Annotated in this window: 13 protein-coding genes and 1 tRNA gene; 8 read left to right on the top strand and 6 right to left on the bottom strand. The window is 61.3% G+C overall.

The window, feature by feature from the left end:
* Positions 1-5: 5 nt before the first annotated feature.
* On the top strand, positions 6-287 hold the full coding sequence (locus WCE39_RS08765; protein WP_343276307.1) for a helix-turn-helix domain-containing protein: 282 nt from the start codon (positions 6-8) through the stop codon (positions 285-287).
* A gap of 59 nt (positions 288-346) precedes the next feature.
* Here WCE39_RS08765 and WCE39_RS08770 read toward each other — a convergent pair whose 3' ends face one another.
* Positions 347-838, bottom strand: a complete 492-nt coding sequence (locus WCE39_RS08770) for a very short patch repair endonuclease (protein WP_343276308.1) — start codon at positions 836-838, stop codon at positions 347-349.
* A gap of 55 nt (positions 839-893) precedes the next feature.
* Between WCE39_RS08770 and WCE39_RS08775 the strand changes: the two genes are divergently transcribed.
* Genes WCE39_RS08775 through WCE39_RS08795 form a run of 5 tightly spaced genes read left to right on the top strand, consistent with a single transcriptional unit; the run spans position 894 to position 9726 of the window.
* A complete protein-coding gene (locus WCE39_RS08775) occupies positions 894-2492 on the top strand; it encodes a DNA cytosine methyltransferase (RefSeq protein ID WP_343276309.1) in 1599 nt (532 codons plus the stop codon).
* On the top strand, positions 2473-3978 hold the full coding sequence (locus WCE39_RS08780; RefSeq protein WP_343276310.1) for an ATP-binding protein: 1506 nt from the start codon (positions 2473-2475) through the stop codon (positions 3976-3978). Before WCE39_RS08775 ends, WCE39_RS08780 begins: the two co-directional genes overlap by 20 nt.
* A gap of 46 nt (positions 3979-4024) precedes the next feature.
* Positions 4025-6718, top strand: coding sequence for a Z1 domain-containing protein (locus tag WCE39_RS08785; protein WP_343276311.1), 2694 nt, complete (start codon positions 4025-4027; stop codon positions 6716-6718).
* Complete coding sequence (locus WCE39_RS08790; RefSeq protein WP_343276312.1) at positions 6693-7673, top strand: PD-(D/E)XK motif protein; 981 nt, start codon at positions 6693-6695, stop codon at positions 7671-7673. Before WCE39_RS08785 ends, WCE39_RS08790 begins: the two co-directional genes overlap by 26 nt.
* Before the next feature lie 13 nt (positions 7674-7686).
* A complete protein-coding gene (locus WCE39_RS08795; protein ID WP_343276313.1) occupies positions 7687-9726 on the top strand; it encodes an AIPR family protein in 2040 nt (679 codons plus the stop codon).
* A 545-nt stretch (positions 9727-10271) separates the two neighbouring features.
* Here the strand turns inward: WCE39_RS08795 and WCE39_RS08800 are convergent.
* From WCE39_RS08800 to WCE39_RS08820, 5 genes are all read right to left on the bottom strand, one after another.
* Positions 10272-11282 carry a DUF4365 domain-containing protein gene (locus WCE39_RS08800; RefSeq protein ID WP_343276314.1) on the bottom strand — a complete coding sequence of 337 codons (1011 nt, stop codon included), beginning with the start codon at positions 11280-11282 and terminating at the stop codon, positions 10272-10274.
* A gap of 191 nt (positions 11283-11473) precedes the next feature.
* Positions 11474-12130: a hypothetical protein gene (locus tag WCE39_RS08805; protein WP_343276315.1), complete on the bottom strand. Its 657-nt coding sequence runs from the start codon at positions 12128-12130 to the stop codon at positions 11474-11476.
* Between the two features lie 24 nt (positions 12131-12154).
* Positions 12155-12934: a uracil-DNA glycosylase family protein gene (locus WCE39_RS08810; RefSeq protein WP_343276316.1), complete on the bottom strand. Its 780-nt coding sequence runs from the start codon at positions 12932-12934 to the stop codon at positions 12155-12157.
* A 33-nt stretch (positions 12935-12967) separates the two neighbouring features.
* Entirely contained in the window at positions 12968-13891 is a 924-nt protein-coding gene (locus WCE39_RS08815) for a hypothetical protein (RefSeq protein WP_343276317.1), read from the bottom strand.
* Positions 13892-14133: 242 nt separating this feature from the next.
* A tRNA-Arg gene (locus WCE39_RS08820) sits at positions 14134-14210 on the bottom strand.
* Positions 14211-14463: 253 nt separating this feature from the next.
* Between WCE39_RS08820 and ubiA the strand changes: the two genes are divergently transcribed.
* Together ubiA and WCE39_RS08830 are read left to right on the top strand one after the other, a co-directional pair.
* Positions 14464-15375 (top strand): 4-hydroxybenzoate octaprenyltransferase, encoded by a 912-nt coding sequence (gene ubiA / locus WCE39_RS08825; RefSeq protein WP_343276551.1) that lies wholly within the window; start codon positions 14464-14466, stop codon positions 15373-15375.
* A 114-nt stretch (positions 15376-15489) separates the two neighbouring features.
* A complete protein-coding gene (locus tag WCE39_RS08830) occupies positions 15490-17184 on the top strand; it encodes an MFS transporter (protein WP_343276318.1) in 1695 nt (564 codons plus the stop codon).
* The last annotated feature ends 11 nt before the right edge of the window (positions 17185-17195 follow it).

Consider the following 17195-nt stretch of genomic DNA (forward strand, 5'->3'; position numbering starts at 1 on the left):
AGCGTTTGATTATTTTCGCTATCGAGATTCAGCTAGTGTTAAGATTTAAGCTCAAAGAGCGGATTGCCGATCTCGAATTCCGGGAACGCAAGCGCGTTCAGTTGCAGGAGATCGCTGCAGCGACCGGGCTCAATCGCATGACACTTTCGAAACTGGCGAACCAGCACGGGGCCAATGTCCAGACCGATGTGCTGGACAAGCTGTGTACGTACTTCGGGTGCCGGATCGAGGAGCTGGTCGAGCACGTACCGGATGGCCACACGGAACATCCGGATATCGCTTCTTGAGACGCTGGTGACCTAGCGTGCAAACGGCCCAGGCAGGGCAAGAGCAGGAATGAAGGTGTTCAAGGGGGCGGGGGCGTTGGCAGAAGTCGGCTGCATTGAACGGAGCCTGTTTGGGCTGCCAGTTCGATGCACCCGGTTCCCTGCCTTATCCAGGCGGCGAGATCTTGCGCGACGGCTTGCGCGTCCAGACGCACCCCACATTCCCATACAACCGCGACGCGCCAGCCGGCCGTGGCCAATGAGGCAACGGTGGCGGCATCCCGCTCTTGATTCCGGCGCAGCTTCTCGTCCCAGAAGGACGTCCTGGTCTTGGGCAGCCGGAAGAACGGGCAGTCGGAATGCCGATGCCAGAAGCAGCCATGAACGAAGACCACGGCGCGCCACTTGCGGAAGACTAGGTCCGGCTTTCCGGGGAGTCCCTTTGTGTGAAGCCGATATCTGAGTCCGGCGCTCCAGAGGAGCTTCCTGACCTTGACCTCCGGGGACGTGTCCTTGTCCCGGATACGAGACATTAGGAGCGAACGCCTTTCGGCGCTCATCACATCAACCATTTTGAAGAGTCCAGTCTTGTCCGCAGCACATAGGCACAATCAAAGCAGAATAGGCGTGATCGACATCTTTGCGGGCCCGGGCGGTCTTGGCGAAGGGTTCAGCAGTTTCGAGGCATCCCCGGGCTCCGGCCGCCATCCATTCGAGCTTGCCGTTTCAGCAGAGATGGAGCCTTCCGCCCACTCGACGCTCCGTCTGCGCGCCTTCTATCGTCTGTTGACGCGTGAGGAAGGACGCGTTCCGCCAGAATATCTCGCCTATCTGGAGCTGGCCGCGAAGGGCGAGAATGGGCCCCCGGGCGACCATTTCAGCAGGGGCAAGTGGAAAGCCATGTGGGACGAGGCTGAGCGTGAGGCATTGAACCTCACTCTGGGCGTAGACCAGCACAACCGCATCCTGAATGACAGGATTGCCGCGGAGAGAAGCAAGTACGACGAGCTAATCCTGATCGGCGGTCCGCCCTGTCAAGCGTACTCATTGGTGGGCCGGGCGCGCCAGAAGAACGTCAAAGGGTTCAGGACGAAAGGCGACACCAGACACTTCCTGTACAAGCAGTACCTCGGCATCTTGGCGGACTTCTCGCCGGCCGTATTCATCATGGAGAACGTCAAGGGCATCCTTACCTCAAAGGTTGGAAACCGCGAGATGTTCGGCGCCATCATGCGCGATCTCGAAGACCCCTCCGCGGCGCTCGCCACATCGCCACACCAAGGCACAAGCCGACAGCGCTATGTGTTGCTTCCCATCCATGTGAATGAAGGAGAGCGGACCTCCGAACTCGTCGCCAAGGATCCGGCCGGCTTCATCATCCGCTGTGAGAATCACGGAGTACCGCAGGCGCGCCACAGGGTCATCATCATGGGCGTACGCGAGGACGTGATGCATCCAGGAATCGGCACCATCCCTGGACTTGCCGTCGTCCAAGGCAAAGGGATCTCCATCGCGACTGCGCTCGCAGGCCTGCCGAAGCTCCGAAGCGGGCTCAGCCGTCAGCCGGACGACCCAGAAAAGTGGCGGAAAGCGATGGAATCCGAGCGGGACCGGGTCGCGAAGCTCATCCGAAACAGCCACCCGGACGTCTCCAAACGTCTCGAAAACCTGAGTCCAGCGCACAAACTTCCTCGACGTGCCATCGGGTACACCGGCGAAACAAGCGCGCTTGCTGAAAGCCTGAAGTCACCGGCACAGTCGGTCGTTCTGAACCATGAAACCCGCGGCCACATGAAATCGGATCTGGGGCGGTACATGTTCTGCGCGGCCTTTGCGGAGAGCTTCAAGCGCTCCCCGACAAGCAGCGAGTTCCCGAAACGTCTGGCACCCGACCACGTCAACTGGGAGACGGGAGCCTTTGCAGACCGCTTCCGCGTGCAGGTGCGCGGCAGGCCCTCCAATACAGTTACAAGCCACCTCTCCAAGGATGGCCACGCATTCATTCATTGGGATCCGTCGCAATGCCGCAGCCTGACCGTCCGTGAGGCTGCGAGATTGCAGACGTTCCCGGACGACTACCTGTTCCTTGGCAACAGGACGCAGCAGTATGTGCAGGTTGGGAACGCCGTTCCGCCTGGGATAGCCCGGCAGATTGCGGGTGTCGTGTGGAATATCCTGTCAAGTGATCCCGTAGGGGGCGGGTCGCATGGTGAATCAAGAACGTGAGTTGATACTGCGCCCAAGCGCAGGAACGCTGTTGGAGTCGATGCGCGATATCGGCTACTCATTCGACAGCGCCCTTGCGGATATCCTGGACAACAGCATCTCCGCAAACGCCAGAAGAATCGAGATCCTCAACGGTTTGGATGCCGAGAATCAGCCGTACATGGCAATCGTTGACGACGGCCATGGGATGGGGCCCGACGAGCTGACTGCCTCGATGCGGCATGGAAGCAAGAGTCCACTGGCTTCCAGGGAAGAGGGGGACCTGGGGCGCTTCGGTCTTGGCCTGAAGACTGCGTCGTTCTCCCAATGCAGAAGGCTCACGGTTGTCAGTCGCAAGGATGGTGAAGCACACGGACGCCGGTGGGATCTTGACCGTGTTGTGGAAGCTGACGAATGGCTGCTTCAAAGGCTGGATGCCCGTGAAATAGAAGAGCTTCCCGGCATCGAATCGCTCCCGCCGACAGGAACGCTCGTACTCTGGCAAGCGCTTGATCGACTCGATTCCGAGGATCCTTCCCCGGCCAGATTGTCAGTGGCCTTGAATGAACTCTTCGCGGAAGCACGTCGCCATCTGGCCCTCACCTTCCATCGATACATCAGGCCCGAACCGTTCGACCTGGATCTGGCACCAATCGAGATTTCCATCAACGGTTACCCGATCGAGGCAGCCGACCCATTCGCGCTCCATATGTCCCCGACGGCGGACAGCCATGAAGTCGCTCGTCTCAAGGCCGGCGATTTGCAGATCACGGCACAGGCATTCACGTTGCCACACCACTCCAGGCTGACACCTTCCCAGCTCGAGAAAATGGCGCTCGGCTCGACCTTGGCAGAGACCCAAGGTCTCTACATCTATCGGGCGAAGAGGCTGATCAGCGGCGGCACGTGGCTCGGCCTTGGCAAACGGTCGGAGATGTCCAAGCTGCTGCGCGTCCGTGTGGATGTGCCGACATCGCTGGACTCCTTCTGGGGCGTGGACGTTCGAAAATCGAGGATTCGTCCGCCATCCGCAGTGAGATCCAGGCTCCGGCCGCTGGTGGAGAGGATGACGCAAAGCGCCAAGCGGCCGTACACATACCGTGGACGCAAGCAGGTTCAGGACGCGACTCTTCCCATGTGGGACCGGATTGAGGAGCGTGGGCATATCCGCTACGTAATCAATCGCACGCATCCCCTGATCGAAGGAATCCGGTCAGCTGACGAGGATTTTTCGAAAGTCGAATCGATCCTGGCGGTAATCGAGGTCAGCCTTCCACTTGAGGCGATGTTCTCCGACGTCGGCTCGCATCCCCAGGATGTTCGTCAGGGCGATCTTGACGAGATGGAACTGGAGCAGCTGTTGCTGGCCTACATGGATGTCCTGGCTCCCAACAGCGATCGTCTTCCGGGAATCATCTACAACCAGATCAAGGGTGCTGCCCCGTTCAAGGACGACAAGCGGGTGCGGGACCTAGTCGAGAAGTACCGAGAAATTGACGATCAGTGAGGATCGTATGACCCAGGATGTACTCCTTGCGTTTGCGCGGACAGGCATGTCCACAAGCGACATCAAATCCCGAGAAGAGGTTCGGGAGTTGGTCGAGCGTATTGCGGCCTTGCCGCTGCTTCCCGGACGGCCCTCCAAAGATCAGATCAACGCAGTGGTGGAGCAGCTCGAGCATGAATTCATGGTCAGGCTCGGGCCCGCCCATACCATCGTAGGTGTCGGTCATAAACCATGGCTTGACGGCCGACGCCATGAGATCAACTTCAAGTATTGGCGTCGATACAACGACCTTCTTCGGGTCCACTTCGGTTTTCCAAAGCGTGTGGTGGATGGAATCGATGAGATTTCAGACAGGACCCTCGACCTGGCCGGAAATCCAGTTGAGGAGGGTACATGGAGTCGTCGTGGGCTTGTTGTAGGGCATGTTCAAAGCGGAAAGACCGCCAATTACATTGGATTGATCAACAAGGCAGCCGACGCCGGCTACAAGCTCATCATCCTTATCGCCGGACTGCACAGCAATCTGCGTTCGCAGACGCAAGAGCGGATCGACGAGGGATTTGTCGGCCGCGATTCGGATCAGCTGCTTGGTCGCAACACCAACGCCACTTGGCTTGGGGTTGGAAACATCGACCAGTCGTTCAGTGCCGTTGCCTATACGAGCCGCGCATACGATTTCACAAAGCCCCGCGCAGATGGCCTTGGCATACCGATCGGAAGCCTCTCGCAGCCCGCAATCTTCGTCATCAAGAAGAACAAGTCCATTCTCACCAACCTCATCGAATGGTTGCGAAGCACTAGCTCCGCCGGCGATGTGCTCACCATGCCGATCCTGGTGATTGACGACGAGGCGGACAATGCGTCGATCAACACGTCCAAGGACCCCAGCCTTCCGAATACGATCAACTCGCTCATCCGGCAACTTCTGGCAAGTTCAACGAGAAACACGTACATCGGGTTCACGGCGACCCCGTTCGCAAACATCTTCGTTGATCCGGAAAATGATGATGAGTTGCACAAGGAGGATCTTTTCCCGAGGGACTTCATCATCGGTCTTGACGCTCCTTCAAATTACGTGGGCCCCGTGGACTACTTCCTTGACGACAAGGAGTCAGGTCGGAACCTCTCTGTTCTTCTTGAGGATGCGGAGGAGTGGCTCCCGGTAAAGCACAAGATCGATGTACAGATCGACTCGCTCCCAGAGAGCCTGGAAGATGCAATCAACTGCTTTCTGGTATCCAAGGCGATCAGGATCCTGCGCGGACAGGGAGGCAAGCATCACTCCATGCTGGTGAACGTGTCGCGCTTCACTGGGGTCCAAGGTCGCGTGGCGTCCCTGATCAGCCAGCGTATGGATATCGTCGCGGCCGCCATTGAGAACAGGCATCGTCTCTCAGAGAGTGTCGCGCTCCGTGATCCGATCATGAAGTCGCTGCATGAGTCATGGTTCGAGCATTACGGATCGTCAACCGAAGAGTCCTGGGGGGGTGTCCAGAAGGCATTGCATCAGGCTGCGGCGAGTGTGCACGTGGTTGAGGTCAATGCCAGATCCGGTCCTGGCACGTTGGACTATCGAAGATATGCGGATACAGGCCTTAACGTAATCGCTGTGGGCGGAAACTCGCTGTCCCGAGGATTCACGCTCGAGGGGCTGACTGTCAGCTATTTCCTGAGAAACACCCAGATGTATGACACGCTTCTTCAGATGGGGCGTTGGTTCGGCTATCGCGATGGTTACAAGGACCTTTGCAGACTGTTCATCAAGTCCGACGCGTTCGATTGGTATGCCTACATAGCTTCGGCCAGCGAGGAGCTTCGCGACGAGATCGCCAAGATGGAGCGTTACGGACTCCGGCCGATAGACTTTGGGCTTGCCGTGCGTTCTCATCCGGGATCACTCATTGTGACGGCGCGCAACAAGATGCGAACTGCCAAGGAGATCGTGCGCAAGGTCGGCTTGGCGGCCAGACTTGTCGAGTCGTCCCTTGTTGTTGCACGTGGTGAGTCGGTGGGAGGTAACTGGGAGCGGTCCGGCACCTTCATCAGGCGTCTCGCCGAGTCAGGTCTTCCGCGCCTGCCTCTTCGGGAGGATCCTGGTCCGAAGGCATCCATAGTGTTCCAGGACGTGCCCCAGGATCAGGTGCTGGAGTTCATCGGTGGCTTCGTGCTGCCGCCGGGGAATCCTGAGATGGCCGCAACTCCCCTCATCGACTATGCGACGAAACGGGGGTTCGAGTTGTGGGACGTCCTGGTGGCGTCGAATACTCGTGCCGATGAGGCGAGTACGATCGATATTGCGGGCATCAAGGTCGGCCTCCAGGCGCGCGCCGCGAATGTGCGCGGTGCGGGAGCGCACACTGCTCTTTCGGTCTCGAAGAACAAGCGCCGTGTTGCGTCACGTGGTCAGGAAGCGGCTGGGCTGACGCCCAGTCAGCGGAAGGCCGTCGAGGAGGCTTGGCGTTCGGAAAAGGGAGACGCGAGCATCCCTGACCGGATGTATCGTGAGGTGCGCCAGCGACCCTTGCTGATGATCCACCTTCTGGATATGCAGGTGGAACAACCGGAAGGGAATGCGCCGAAGTCGGAGCGGCACGCCGCCTACGGAATCAGCTTCCCGGGGCTGCAGGAAGGACAGGTGGAGCAGAAAGTGGTCTACACCGCGAATGTGATTGCATTCCGTGAGATGTACGGCGATCCGGACGCGGAGGGGGACGATGATGACGACGAAAGCCAGGAATGACCCTTGGACCACCCTATCGCCCCAAGGAGGCGAATGGGTGGGTCGGCGCGCCGTGGTGGGACATCCGCTCGCCACCTTCTGGATGATCCATCCAGACGGCTCGCCGGCCTTGCTTGTGAAGCAGGTGCCATTGGACAGCTTGCCAGCTGAACTTCCGAAGCTCAGGGGACTTGGAATCGCTGTCCGTGAGGAACCGGATCAGACTGCCGCCGTTTCGCTTCACCTGCGGGTGCCTGAGGATCGAGACGTATTCCTAAGGCTGTGTGAGGACGTGCTGGCCTACTCCGGCGAGTCCGATGACCGTGGTGCATCAGCGCTCAGGCTGTTCAGTCGGTTGCGCCGTTGGCAGTCACTCTTCGGCTTGGCCAAAGGAAATGAGCTGTCCGATGAGGAAATGCGCGGCCTTGTCGGCGAGCTGGCGCTGCTTCATGGTCCGCTCACCGGAAAGCTTGGGCTCGAGTCCGCGCTTACGGCGTGGGTTGCGCCCATGCGACACGCCCAGGATTTCGTGCTCGATGGCTACGCCATCGAAGTCAAGAGTCGCGTGGCTGGTGCCAGGAATCAAGTAAGAATCTCATCGCTTGATCAGCTTGAGGCCCAGAGTGGTGGTCTTGGGCTCGTTGTGGTCGAACTGCTTCCTGCCAGTGAAGCGGATGGCGGGAAGTCGCTCAACGATTTCGTGATTGGGCTGCTTGATGAAGCCGAGGCATGCGGAAGCCAGGTCTTCGAGGATGCCCAGCGGAAGCTCGCGGAATGGGGTTACGTGGCGTCGCGGAACTATGACCGCCATAGATTCGTCATCCATTCGATCTCTGCGTTTGCCGTAACCGATGGCTTTCCGAGGTTTACGCGCTCCGAGACTGATCCCAGGATTATCGACGGCAGCTACGTCCTTGGATTGCAAGCGCTCGGATCATTCGCGGTCGACTTGGCAGGGATGATTGAGAACCGCTAGGGGGGGCGGACTGATGGAAGAAGAGATTCAGCGTTATCGTGCCGATCTTCTGGTCGAAATCCAGGCAGGTGCCGTCACAGCTTCGGACTATGAGCGTACCCGTTTCATTGAGCGCGCCTGCGAGATCCTTCAGACAGGCGAGGAGTTCACCGACTACGGTCTCTGCAGGGCACATGCATGGTGGAAGCGATCCGAGGTCAGATTGGATGGCTACAGCCTTTCCGAGGCCGACGGCGTACTCAGCCTGATCGTTGCAAGCTATTCAGGTGCCGAGGAGCCCGAAGCGCTCAGGACGGACGAACTGAGAAGCCTGATCGACCAGGTTCACAATTTCCTCCAAGGGAGTGTTTACGGCGATGTGGCGTCCCTTTGGGACGAGAGCCATGAGGCGCATGCCCTCTCCCGTGAGATCTTCAGCTTCTCGAACGAACTGCTCACCAAGGCCCGGATCTACGTTGTCTCCGATCGACCGGTCGGAACGAAGCTGGGACGGATCCAGGCTCCCAAACTCGGGACCAAGGAGGTCGAAGTCCAAGTCTGGGACATCGCACGACTCTCCCGTGCCGACATGTCCAATTCCGGGCGGGAGGCGATCACGATCAACTTCACTGAGGAGTATGGGTCCGGGATCCCCGCGCTGCCGGCCTTGTCCGTGGGTGCCGAGTACAAGTCGTTTCTTTGCGTCATGCCGGGTGACGTCCTGGCCAGTCTCTACGACCGGTTTGGCGGCCGAATTCTTGAACAGAACGTTCGTGCGTTCCTGGGTGAGGGCCGAAAGGTCAACAAGGGTATCCGTCAGACGCTGCGGGAGAACCCATCCATGTTCTTCGCGTACAACAACGGATTGACGGCGACGGTTTCCGGCCTGGAACTGGAGACAAGCGATTCCGGGCTGACAATGATTACGTCGGCCACCGATTTTCAGGTCGTCAATGGAGGCCAAACTACTGCCTCCCTTTACTGGGCACGGAAGGCCGGATATCCGCTGGACCAGGTGTCCGTGCAGATGAAGCTGTCTCAGCTGCCTGAAGAGGGCTTCGAAGAGGCCGTGCACGACATCGCACGCTTTGCCAATGCGCAGAACGCTGTGTCGGCCTCCGACTTGTTCGCAGGACATCCGTACTTCAAACGAATCGAGACGATCTCACGCCAGGTATTGGCTCCATCGACCAAGGCTGGAGAGGTTGGAAGCTACTGGTTCTTTGAACGAACCCAAGGTAGCTACAACGTTGAGTTGAAGCGAAAGAAGGGGCTTGCTGCCAAGACCTGGGAGCTTATCCATCCGCGCAAGCAGAGAATTACGAAAACTGACATTGCGCGTTACGAGGTGACGTGGAGTTCCGTGCCTCACAGCGTATGTGCAGGTGCCCAGAAGAATACGGCCGCCTTTGCGAAGATCATAGGTGACCAGTGGTCCAAGAGCCCGGAGGCTTTCGACAACGATTACTACAAGTCTGTTGTTGGCAAGGCCATTCTTACGCGTGCTTTGGACGGCGCCGTACCAAGTCAGGAATGGTATCCAGGCTCAATGCTTCGACAGGTTGTCACCTACACGATTGCTCTGATCGCTGACAGACTCGGCGGGATTCGTCGTGTAATGGACTTTGATGCGGCATGGAAGGCACAAGCAGCCCCAGCCTATTTTATCGACGAGGCCCTTCGCATTGCGGAAGAGGTCGTACCCTACCTTCAGGACATCCCGGCAGAGCAGGTGCGAAATCGACTCGTTACGGAATGGGCCAAGAGAGAAGCATGCTGGATCCGGGTGCAGGAGTCCGACATCGTGCTTAGCGATGAATTTGTGGCCTGTGCCAAGAAACAGAATATGACCGAAGTTAAGGCGGTCTCGTGGGCACAGCGAGCACATGGTCTATGGACTGATGGAACATGGAAGCGTTTGATTGCCTGGGAGATGGAGCAAGGCGTGCTCACGTCCGGAGAGAGAGAGCTGGTAGAGCGCGCTGCGATTGCACACAGCTTTGGGTTCAAGGGATTTCGCCTGCAGAAGCTAAAGGAGGCGTGGGAAAAGGCAGTAGATGGCGGGTTTGTTTGAGAACAATTTCGAATGGTGCTCGTAAGAACGATTCGCCCACAGCGACGGTGATCAGCGACTCAGGAAAGGATTTTTTGTCATGGACGAGGAGCGTCCCCATGACTCGCTCGGCGACATGACCCCGGTCGAGTATCGTCAAGCCGCCGAAGGTTCTACTTTTGAAATGTCTGCTTGACGGGGAAGCTTACGCCTTGATCGAACTGTTCGCTCTGCGCTGGCCAGACTGTCTGTCGAGGTAAGGTCAGACTCGCGAGAGGCCGGAACGGATGAGCTATTTCATCCCGAGATGCTTAGAAGATCCGACAAATCCCACCCGTGAATAGCGCCGTCTGAGCCTAAAGCTTCTCATCGGCGTCGGAGCAGACCTAGTCACTGTCCGGCGCGCCTCTTCCACTTCTCCTGCATGTTGCATTTTTGCGATAAGCTCAGAGGCGGAGGGGGCCTAGTAAAGACGGTTTCAGGTGCGCCCTGACCCGCAAGAAGGGGAAAGCGCATGTTGCTTCGGTAACAGTTCTAGGTCTGTCTCGAACAGCCCCCTCCACTATTTACACGCTCGATCGGCGACGAGCTATCTCATAGATCGAGTAAAGAGTCGATTCGTCACTAGATGGTTTTCCATTCCCGGTCGTAAAAATGTTTCGCTCTAGCACCACCCGAACGATTGCCTCGTGACGTTGGAAGAACGTGATTCTTGCCGTAACTCCCTCATAGAACCGTTCGCGGACCTGGCCGTTAGGAAGTGGCAATTTTTCAGATGGGGTCAGGCGCTTCTTGGCGATCCCGTGATGAGGCTCAAGTAGCCTGCTTGCGCTCGGAAGTAACAGCAATGACTGGAGTATTCTTGACTTCGTTCGACCAGCTCTAGTCATATGCCGCCAACCGCGGTTAGTAATCCTGACACCACCAAATGACGTGGGACTAATCTTGGATTCGTTCATCCAGTCTTTATAGAATTTCTTGCTACGCTCATGAATGCTTTCGTGTACAGCCACATTCTGATCTGGCAAAGTTTGCGACCATGCAAATCCCCGCGGTGCCTCTATGCGTGGCAACTTCCGAAACTCGGTCCAACGCCAGCAGAGATTGAACATAGCGGACTTCCCCACCAGGCCGGCCAGGGTGCGTTTTGGATCAAAAATCATATTTCCGGACCCGGCGTAGCTTAAAGGATTCCTAAGGTCAGCCCAGAATGCAGTCGGGTTATTTCCTTGAGATTTAGGTGGGATAACGTTAATCATGATCACGGGACCCGGGAACGATAGCCATCGGGGTCGATGGCTGGCGACGTAATCCTTTCCGAGCTGGATCTTGTATGGACCAGTCGGCACCGTTTTAACGTATCCAGTTTTCACTTGGGCAAATATTACATCTCCGGTAGCACCTCTATAGCCCTTCTTCCCATCGCGCCTCTTGAGAAGGATGAGGATGTCCAAGCTGTTATCATTGTGTGCAGAAACCACTTCCACGCCGCACGCCCATTGCCCTTCAATAATCCATTGAAGCCAGCTAATCCCAAGTTGGCCAATGTGATTGGTATCTCTCAGTGCCTTGCCCACGTCATTTCCCTGTCGACGAGATCTGTGAAGTATTCTATCGGCGCCGCGGCATGATTGCCTGACAGCTGCTTCCCGCTTAGATCCGGGCTTGGTTCGGTGTCGCACCCCATTATTGAAAATAGGGTCTTGACCGCATCGTCTTGCCAGTCCGCTTCTGGCCAAAAGCAGCCTTTAATTGCGACCGGCCCTGATTAGATGTTGAGGACCGGGAAGATCTCCTGGCCCAGATCGACGTCCTTCATCTCCACCATCAACGCCAAGATGACCGGCACCAGCGTACCCAGGATGGCGACACCATCCCGCAGCTGCGCCCGATTCACGCTGCTGGCCCATGTAGTTCCTCCATGCACCAGCTGGTTGCGCAGCATGTAGAGCCGATCAAGGATCACCTGCAGCAGGACGTCGACGCGCTTGTCCAGGACCGCGCGCATTGCAATTTCCCGACTGTCGCTGAACTGCCGCTCCCACCTCCCGCTGCCATCGTGCTCACGCAGTGCGCGCCAGAATGGTTCGTACACGAACCTGTTGTCGATCAGCGTCCGGATTGGCCCGGAAAACTGGCGGAACAGGACCGCGTGCAGGCGCTGCTCGAGGTCATGCTCCACCAGTACGGCGATGAAGCGCCTGATCTGGACCAGCTCCCGCTCCTCGAAGCGGAACTCGTGGGCATAGGCTGCGTTGAGCGCGATCCAGAGGAAGATGAAGGCGGCGTCCGGGTCGTCGGCCTCCTGCTCGGCGCGTGCCAGCCAGCTGATGGCGCGATGGATGCGCACGCGAAGGCCTTCAGGCTGGTCGTCGCGCACCAGCCGGTGCCGGGCTTTAAGCGTGTCGGACGTGATGACAGGCATGGTTCCCTCCCCTTCATCCGGACCCTATGCGTTCCAGGCAGCAACAATAGCCGTTGCGCGTTCCCGCCCCGCGTCCAGCGGTTCCGGACGCGTCTTCGACGACAGCAGTCCGCGCGCCTTGCGCCCAAGGAAGTAGGCGATGCGCTCCGCGTTCGCGCCCGAGGGATGCGGCAGACCGCTGAGGATCTGCTGGCCGTCGAGTTTGCCCAAGGTGACCAGATGCTGGCAGGCGGCCTCCGCAGCTGAGCCCAGCGGTACAAAGAGTGCTTTCGGCAGGGCCTCGCACTCCGATGCGAACCAGGTTTCGAGCTGCTCGCGCAGGAGCGGGCTGCGCAGCAGGCCCGAGCCGCTGAAATTCTTCGCACCTTCGAAGACGGGGTAGCGCAGCGCCGACGTGAAATGCACCAGATCGGTCCGTGTCGTCCAGAGTTCCGCGGTCGACTGCAGGCCCAGGCGTTCCGCCAGCCCGACATGGTCGAGCAGGTTCACCAGGTTGCTCCGCATCGGTCCCGCGAAGCTTGCGGCCGTCTTGGCTCGGGCGCGCGCCTCGGCTTCACCGAGACCATCCTGCAGGCAGCGCGCTGCCGTCCTGATGGCTTCGATCGCCTGGACGCGTCCGGGCGTGATGCCGACGAGAACCACCTTGGCGCCGATGTTCATATGGTCGAAGGGCGCGTAGTAGATCCCGTGGCGCGCATCGCCGGTGACCCGGAGTGAAGCGGGAAGCGGTTGCTCGATGTCGAAGTTGGACGGAAGGTTCGCGATGGTTGCGGCGTAGCGGTGGAACAGGTCGGTGGTGCTCATGATGGGATCTGTCTCGGATTCTCGGGAGAAGGGTCAGGCGGCTTCGACGCGGCTGCGTGCAAGCCGTTCGAAGCGCACGCCGGCGACGATTCCGGCAACGCCCTTCGGTCCGGGCCTGCGCCAGCGCGGCGTGGGCATCCGCTGCAGTGCCTCCAGGGCATCCATGTAGCTGTCGAACCTGGTCTCGCTGCCCTTCTCGCCGACCGTGAACCGGCCACCCGACGCGCAGGAGGGGGCGAAGATCGAGCCGTCGCGGGCCACGGGAACGAACAGGTAGTCCTCGACATGCTCCGGGGTGGGTGCGGAGTCCATCGGCTCGTCCTTGCCCTGTGTCGGCAGATAGCCGTTCTGGATCAGCCAAGGAAGGACGTCGGCGGTTGCGGCATAGCGCTTCCCGTCGTGCTCGTACGTCGGGAACACCTTCCTGTACGCGGTGGTCGTCACCGTGGCGTCGCGCTTGCCGGTGAGCAGGGCGATCTCGCCCATCGTCAGTGGCTCGTCCTGGTCGACCTTGAGCCGAGCGGCGGCGAGGTCGACCAGTTGGCTCATCAGCCCGCTGTGGAAATAGCCCAGCGGAACGTCGCCTGCGCCGTCCTCGAAGGGGGCGGGCACGTGCTCCCACTCGCCGTCCGCCTTCTCGGCCTCGTACTCGGCCACAACGGACGGCGGGAACACGCCCTCGACCACGAAGCGGAGCTGCTGGATGTCAGCGGCGACGGTGTCGGCCCAGCGCTGTGCGTGCACATAGGACTCGAGCGTGGATACCCGGCGGCCGATCTCGTAGTCGGTGACGGGCGGCAGCTCGTCCGGGTGGCGCGAATCGGGGAAGTGGCTGTCCCCTGGCAGGTCGAGCATGCGGAGACTGGCGTCTTCGCCGATGGCCCATTCAGTCAGGAGGGCAAGGTGGGTGATGGCGAGGCGGACCTCGCGGTCGAGGAGGTCGGGTGAGTAGGTCATTGGGCTGCTCATGTGATGTCGTGACAACACAATATCACCTCCTAGTGATTGTGCAAGTGTTGAATCACGAAATCACAAGCGCAGCGGGCGCAGCCCGGCATGGTCCAAGGCGTTCGCCCAAGACCGGCAGTCACTAAAGGAGGACGGGAGGCACGCCGCTGTCCCGGAGGCTTGTACTCAAGCCGGGGAGGGGCCTTCGCGAACGCTGTCCCAGCAGCGTCCCATTTTCGTCACAGGGAAGATGGCGCGCCTGGAGGGATTCGAACCCCCGACCAATGGCTTCGGAAGCCACTACTCTATCCGGCTGAGCTACAGGCGCGTTTTGTAAGGACTTTCTGCTTCGGGCCAGCCACTTTCGAGTAGTGGCCCGGTGACACTCTGGAACCTGTTGCCGACCAATGAGCAGCGGCTTCGGAAGCCACTACTCTATCCGGCTGAGCTACAGGCGCGCAGACCGCCATTTTCCACTATCTGGCGGATTGAAGCGAGGGGCCCGGACACGGCTGCGGCGAGACGCCGTCGCGCTGCTGGGCCAGCGGCCGCGGCGGCGCCCCGGCGGTACCATGTCCGCCATGTCCTACGAACGTTTCGAGGCGCGCGCGCCCGCTGCGCCCACCTGGCGCGAGCGCCTGGGCCTGTACTGGAAGCTCATGCGCGCGGACCGGCCGATCGGCTGGTTGCTGCTGCTCTGGCCCACCTGGTGGGGCCTTTGGATCGCCGCCGAAGGCGTGCCGCCGCTGTGGATCCTGTTCGTCTTCAGCGCCGGCGTGTGGCTGACGCGCGCCGCCGGCTGCGTCATCAACGACTACGCCGACCGCTGGCTGGATCCGCACGTCGAGCGCACCCGCGAGCGTCCGCTGGCCACCGGGGCGGTGCGCGGCCGCGAGGCGCTGGCGCTGTTCGCGGTGCTGATGCTGGCGGCCTTCGCGCTGGTGCTCACGCTCAACCGGCTGACCATCCTGATGAGCTTCGTGGGCGTGTTCCTGGCCGCGACCTATCCGTATCTGAAGCGCTACACGCACCTGCCGCAGGTCTACCTGGGCATGGCCTTCGGCTGGGGCATCCCGATGGCCTTCGCGGCGGTGCAGGGCGAGGTGCCGCCGGTGGCCTGGGTGCTGTACGCGGCCAACATCCTGTGGTCGACGGCCTACGACACCTGGTACGCCATGGTGGACCGCGACGACGACATCAAGGTCGGCTCGAAGTCGACCGCGGTGCTGTTCGGCGACATGGACCTGGTGGCGCAGGGCGTGCTGTACGCGTTGACCTTCCTCGGGCTGGCGCTGGTCGGCCGCCAGGCGGGGATGGGCACGTGGTACTGGGCGGGCCTGGGGGTGGCGCTCGTGCTGGTGGCCTGGCAGTTCATGATCTGCCGCAACCGCGAGCGCGGGCCCTGCTTCCGGGCCTTCCTGCACAACCACTGGGTCGGGATGGCGGTGTTCGCCGGCATCGCCGCCGACTTCGCGCTGCGCGGTGGAGCGTGACCGCGGCGCCGGCATCGGCCTTGGCCTTGACCGCAAGGGGGCCGGCGCGACCATGACGCGGCCGAGGCATCGACTCTGGCCCAATAGCCGCCGCTCCTCCCGGCCAGGCTACTGATGGCGCAGACCCCCGACATTCCGCCCGACGTCCCGCCCGATTCCGCGCCGCGCCCCTCGGCGCTGTCGGCGATGCGCTATCCGATCTTCCGCCGGGTCTGGTTCGCGAGCGCGTCATCGAACTTCGGCGGCATGATCCAGTCGGTCGGCGCGTCCTGGCTGATGATCTCGATCGCGAAGTCGGCCGACATGGTGGCGCTGGTGCAGGCCTCGGTCGCGCTGCCGGTCATGCTGTTCTCGCTGGTGGCCGGAGCGATGGCCGACAACTACGATCGCCGCCGGATGATGCTGGGCGCGCAGGTGTTCATGCTGCTGGTATCGGTGGCGCTGGCGCTCTGCACCTGGGCGGGGCTGGTCACGCCGTGGCTGCTGCTGCTCTTCACTTTCCTGATCGGCTGCGGCGCGGCCTTCAACGCGCCGGCCTGGCAGGCCTCGGTGGGCGACATGGTGCCGCGCGCGGAGCTGCCGGGCGCGGTGGCCTTCAACAGCATGGGCTTCAACATCGCGCGCAGCGTCGGGCCGGCGGTCGGCGGCGCCATCGTGGCCGCGGCCGGGGCTGCCGCCGCGTTCGCGGTCAACGCGGTGAGCTATGTCGCGCTGGTGGTGGTGCTCGCCCGCTGGCGGCCTGAAGCAAAGCCGCGGCTGCTGCCGCGTGAGGCGCTCGGCAGTGCGATGGCCGCGGGCGTGCGCTACGTGATGATGTCCCCGGTCATCCGCACGGTGCTGGGGCGCGCCTTCGTCTTCGGCCTGGGCGCAAGCGCGGTGATGGCGCTGATGCCGCTGGTCGCCCGGGACCTGATCGTCGGCGGCCCGCTGACCTACGGCCTGCTGCTGGGCGCGTTCGGCCTGGGCGCGATCGGTGGCGCGATGGGCAGCACGCGCCTGCGCGGCGCGCTGTCGAACGAGGGCCTGGTGCGCTGGGCCTGCGTCGCCTTCGCGCTTGCGGCGGCGGTCGCGGCCATGAGCAGCTGGCTGCTGCTGACGATGGCGGCGCTGCTGCTGGGCGGCGCGTCGTGGGTACTGGCGCTGTCGACGTTCAACGTGACCGTGCAGCTGTCCACCCCGCGCTGGGTCGTGGCGCGCGCGCTGTCGCTGTACCAGATGTCGGCGTTCGGCGGCATGGCGCTGGGCAGCTGGCTGTGGGGTTTCCTCGCCGAGCAGGGCGGCGTGCGCACGGGCCTGTTCGGCGCGGCGCTGGTGATGGTCGCCTGCGCGCTGCTCGGCTTCTGGCGCCCGTTGGCCAGGCTGACCGAGCTCAACCTCGACCCGCTCAGCCGCTGGAAGGAGCCCGCCACCGCCGTGCCGGTGCAGCCGCGCACCGGGCCGGTGGTGATCACGATCGAATACCTGATCGGCGAGGAGGACGTGCCGGAGTTCCTGCACGCGATGGCGGAGCGCCGCCGCATCCGCCGCCGCGACGGCGCGCGCAACTGGCGCGTGCTGCGCGACCTTGCCGATCCGCAGGTCTGGATCGAACGCTATGCGACCCCGACCTGGCTCGAATACGTCCGCCACAACAGCCGCCTGACCCACGACGACGCGACCATCCCCGCCCAGTTGCGCGCGCTGCACCGCGGGCCGGAAGGCCCGCGGGTGCGCCGGATGATCGAGCGCCAGCCGAGCGACCTGCACACCGTGCCGACGTCCGGGCCGCAGGCGCTCACGGAGCCGGTGGCCGATCCGCGGAGTACGTAGGGCCCCCATCC

The sequence above is a fragment of the Luteimonas yanweni genome (assembly GCF_039548475.1).
Lineage (GTDB): Bacteria > Pseudomonadota > Gammaproteobacteria > Xanthomonadales > Xanthomonadaceae > Luteimonas.